This window comes from Psychrosphaera sp. 1_MG-2023 (assembly GCF_030548245.1).
In the GTDB taxonomy this organism is placed as follows: domain Bacteria; phylum Pseudomonadota; class Gammaproteobacteria; order Enterobacterales; family Alteromonadaceae; genus Psychrosphaera; species Psychrosphaera algicola.
The window spans coordinates 1-3891 of the sequence record NZ_JAUORW010000040.1 but is presented as its reverse complement, the minus strand read 5'-3'; the positions used below and the strand labels follow the sequence as shown (position 1 = coordinate 3891).

The 3891-nt window shown below is 37.0% G+C and carries 6 protein-coding genes and 1 pseudogene; 1 reads left to right on the top strand and 6 read right to left on the bottom strand.

What is annotated here, in order from left to right; genetic code table 11:
• Positions 1-275: 275 nt before the first annotated feature.
• The 4 genes and pseudogenes from Q4575_RS19485 to Q4575_RS19475 form a co-directional block, all read right to left on the bottom strand.
• Positions 276-503: pseudogene (locus Q4575_RS19485) on the bottom strand (type II toxin-antitoxin system RelE/ParE family toxin); the annotation flags it as partial.
• Between the two features lie 65 nt (positions 504-568).
• Positions 569-790: a zinc ribbon domain-containing protein gene (locus Q4575_RS19840; protein ID WP_368393335.1), complete on the bottom strand. Its 222-nt coding sequence runs from the start codon at positions 788-790 to the stop codon at positions 569-571.
• Positions 791-847: 57 nt separating this feature from the next.
• Entirely contained in the window at positions 848-1531 is a 684-nt protein-coding gene (locus Q4575_RS19480; RefSeq protein ID WP_215961741.1) for a hypothetical protein, read from the bottom strand.
• 105 nt (positions 1532-1636) lie between these two features.
• Positions 1637-1927, bottom strand: a complete 291-nt coding sequence (locus tag Q4575_RS19475) for a hypothetical protein (protein ID WP_215961742.1) — start codon at positions 1925-1927, stop codon at positions 1637-1639.
• A 339-nt stretch (positions 1928-2266) separates the two neighbouring features.
• On the opposite strand from Q4575_RS19475, the gene Q4575_RS19470 reads away from it, so the two are divergent.
• Complete coding sequence (locus Q4575_RS19470) at positions 2267-3217, top strand: IS110 family transposase (RefSeq protein WP_215961743.1); 951 nt, start codon at positions 2267-2269, stop codon at positions 3215-3217.
• Positions 3218-3245: 28 nt separating this feature from the next.
• On the opposite strand, the gene Q4575_RS19465 is transcribed toward Q4575_RS19470, so the two are convergent.
• Complete coding sequence (locus Q4575_RS19465) at positions 3246-3509, bottom strand: type II toxin-antitoxin system RelE/ParE family toxin (protein WP_215961744.1); 264 nt, start codon at positions 3507-3509, stop codon at positions 3246-3248.
• Entirely contained in the window at positions 3496-3729 is a 234-nt protein-coding gene (locus tag Q4575_RS19460) for a ribbon-helix-helix domain-containing protein (RefSeq protein ID WP_215961745.1), read from the bottom strand. The genes Q4575_RS19465 and Q4575_RS19460 overlap by 14 nt, the downstream gene beginning before the upstream one ends.
• Positions 3730-3891 lie beyond the last annotated feature (162 nt).

Here is a 3891-nt window from a genome sequence, read left to right as displayed (position 1 = left end):
CGAATACAATTAGCTGCCTAACAGCAGCTAAAAAAGATCCTATTGTCTATTTGACGGAAGAAGGTTCATATGTGTTATAAGCACACTGCTGCACAGTTACCATATATAATTTTAATAATGAGTCCATCATCATCGCTAAACTCAGCAATATTTAACCCGTTAAGTTCAGAAAACTTTGCATCCGATATATATACAGGATCATTTACAAAATTGAAGTCTACGCTATCAAATCTGATGCTCCAACTCACCCTTTGATAATCTTCAATAGTAAGAATAAACATATATGTTATGCGCCAGTTTCCGCTTACACGAACAGACCAAATATCTTTTCTATCACCTATAAGTTGGTGCATAAATAAACCAGGAAGATCCATATCATCTGGTTCTTCTGCTTGATCTAAATTAGCCAGAATAAGACGTAGTTTCTTTTCGTGCTTTTTCTGTATCCCCACAGTACTGCCAGAAGCATAAGAAGTGGGACAATTTTGGATGCATTTTTGCATCGTTTCTTTTAGCAAAAATACGGACTAAGTTGTGAAGTCTGTATTGATGCGTTTGTTGTATCGACCTATCTATTAGGTACTTTTGTAAGCGTTTTAACGAACCACATTATAAATCCACAGTTTCGACACGCTAAGGTGGTAGCGGTCTTATTCGCCCAGTCTAAACCTATGAAACTCATACCAGCTGTATTTAACTGAGCCTCACCTTTGTCAAAAAATTCATTTTGACACTGATTACATTTAATTCTGTGTTCATTTATTTCGTATCGATGCGGTCCATTTTTCATAATTAAGTTATCGATGCTACTCTGGATTTTCTTACGAATACTCATGGGCTTCCTTGTCTAAATAACGCCCTCGTTAAGGGGCAAATTGTAGTTGGCTAAAATTGTGTAGCGAAGCGAAACGTAGCCAACTGTTACGTGTTCTTGTTGATTTGCTTTGTTAGAAGACGCTATCAAAGACTCTAATTCTTCAGGATCTGAAAGATACATTTTCACAAGGTGCAATGATGGTAGACCTGAGTTACTTAAACCAATGTCCTCTCTAATAGCTCTATATAGGTTATCAATAGCAAGAAAAATATTACCACTTACTTTTGACTGCTGTTCAAACTCTGCCTGCGCAATTAAAACCTTAGGTGACCCCCAAAGAATAATATTTGTCTTAAACTTAACTAAGTAATCTATTAGAGCCTGGTCGCTGATTCCTTTTGCTTTTGATTTTTTATTCTGTCCCTGAAGTAGTTTTTCAACTGTCTCAAGGAATCCTCTGTATATTTCTACTTTTTTCTCTCTATGGGCTTCTTCAATTGCCCTTTTTTTGGTTTGGTATTGTGTAATTAAGACAACAGCTAAACCAGCCAATATAGTAAACATCCCCCCAATAACTGCGGCAGAAATCTTCGCATCAGCTTTAATAAGTGACTCTATAAAAAATGAAATAATAATCCAGGATAACCAGCCAAGAGCAACTACTAAAAACAACCCGAGTAGTATGATTTTCCAATCTTGCTTTTTATTATGCACCGACCCCTCCTAGTCTTCTAACGCCTCACTCAGAGGCTAAAATTGTTGGCTAAAATAGCGTGGCACGAGCAATAGCCAGCTGTTTTAGTCCTTTGCAGTGACTTGTTAGGCAATTACCCATTGTGCACCAAAGCTAATACCTAAAATTAATGAAGATACTAATTGTCCATATAAAAACAACTTATTTCTATTTTTATAGTAATAAAAACATAAAATTAAAATAACGATTAACCAAATAAAGCCATTACCCGCAAAGAATGACCATAACAAAATACCAGGAACATGAATAATAGAATTAAAAGCTGCATTTAACTCCCACATTCCAATTGAAAAACCAACACCAATAAAAACAATAGCTATCAAAAGATTAATTATTTGAATTAGAAAAAAGTTCATCACCTCTCACTTAATTGCCTAACGCCCGCATAAGCAGCGGACCAATTTAGGACGCATTTATGCGTCGTTTCTTTTGCATTAAATGAGGCCGAAGTTGAAGCCGTCTGACTTAATGCGCTTGTATGGATAATAACTTCACCAAATAAACCTACTTCGGGTAAAGTGAGACCCAGGCTTTAGCTGCAACTAAAGCCCTCTTTTGTGGCAGTTCGATTGAGCGATGGCTCCTCAGTTGAGAGACCGATAACAAGAAAGAACGCCACAAAAGACTTCAAGCACAAAACTCGAATAGTCTACTGGGTCTCGAACCCGCATTATGCAAGCAAGAGTCAGCTTATTATGAATACAAAAACAAATCAAAACATTAACGTCGGTGTTGATACTGGTAAGTTCCAACTCGACATTTATATCCGCCCTTTGGATATTTATTTCACCGTTTCAAACGATGAAAAAGGGATCAATGACGCGGTTAAAGAAATTAAGAAACATAAGCCTGAGCGCATTATTATCGAAGCTACAGGTCGTCTTGAAATGCCTTTTATAATCGCATGCGCCAAAGCCAAATTACCGTTTGTAATTGCCAATCCAATTCACATAAAGCGCTTTGCTGGTGCGATAGGTCAACGCGCTAAAACAGACAAGTTAGACGCGCAATTAATAGCCCATTACGGTGAAGCGATAAAACCGAACTTATCTCAATTAAAGCCAGACACAATGCAAGCTATGAGCGATTTAGTCGCAAGAAGAAATCAATTGTTAGTGATGCAAACCATGGAAAAGAACCGACTACAAATCTTACCTAAGAACTTAGCCATGACGATTAAACCTATCCTTACCGCATTCAAAAATCAGATAACAAAGATAGAAAATAAAATTGTTGAGCTAATTGAAAGCTGTCCAGATTATCAAGCCAAAAACACAATTCTTCAAAGTATGAAAGGCATAGGTAAAATCGCATCCGCTTCACTCATTAGCAACCTGCCAGAATTAGGTTATATGACGAACAAACAAGCCTCAGCTTTAGTAGGTGTTGCACCTATGAATCGAGAAAGTGGTCGCTTAAAAGGTCAAAGAAAAATCCAAGGAGGAAGGCACCAAGTGAGAACGGTTTTATACATGGCGATGATGTCAGCCATTCAATCAAATCCAGTTTTCAAAGAAACATATCAACGCTTAGTTGCGGCTGGAAAGCCGAAAAAAGTAGCCATAATTGCATGTATTAGGAAGATGATAGTTATCTTAAATTCGATGCTCAGAGATGGTGTTTTATGGGAAGCGCCAAAAATGTGAAATTAACTATTGACGCCATAGTCTCTTGTTAGATGCTCTTATACACTGTAGACCTGTGTGCAACTTTGACCACATTTACTATCAAAACGTCATCACGTATTTCATAGATGATTCTGTATAACCCTTGTCTAGCCCTATAGTTTTCTGATCCAGATAACTTGATACATCCTTCAGATCTTGGGTCCTCGGCTAGACTCTCTATTTTATGCAGTATTTTCGATACATCTTTTTTTGGAATGTTCTTAAAATCTTTGCTTACGGACTTCTTAAATGTGATTTTATATTTTGCCATCGGCTCTCAGCTCATTCAGGAAATCTTCATAAGTGATCTCTGGCTCATTTAAGCGTTCTGAAATGGCAGCTAAATCTTCTTGATCTTCGCGCATCAATAGTCGCACTGCTTCGTCAATTAATTCAGAAACAGATACATCAGAAGATGCAGCACGCATTTTTAAGGCTTGGTGGATGGCAGGCTCAAAATAAACAGTTGAACGCTTAGATAGATTACTCATAATATTTCTCATTAACAGTTTGGAGTTATAACATTGTAGCACTATAGCACTATAGCACTATAACACCAATTTTCGAGAGAGCTTCTAACAGTTTAATCAGAGGAAACTTTCCTCTTTTTAACAATATTTATATTTGTATCAAATTACACAAACCTTTGCTAC

Bases quoted from the DNA above. Each gene is read 5' to 3' on its own strand.
- Q4575_RS19840 (WP_368393335.1), bottom strand. From the start codon at position 790: ATGAAAAATGGACCGCATCGATACGAAATAAATGAACACAGAATTAAA.
- Q4575_RS19475 (WP_215961742.1), bottom strand. From the start codon at position 1,927: ATGAACTTTTTTCTAATTCAAATAATTAATCTTTTGATAGCTATTGTT.
- Q4575_RS19470 (WP_215961743.1), top strand. From the start codon at position 2,267: ATGAATACAAAAACAAATCAAAACATTAACGTCGGTGTTGATACTGGT.
- Q4575_RS19465 (WP_215961744.1), bottom strand. From the start codon at position 3,509: ATGGCAAAATATAAAATCACATTTAAGAAGTCCGTAAGCAAAGATTTT.
- Q4575_RS19460 (WP_215961745.1), bottom strand. From the start codon at position 3,729: ATGAGTAATCTATCTAAGCGTTCAACTGTTTATTTTGAGCCTGCCATC.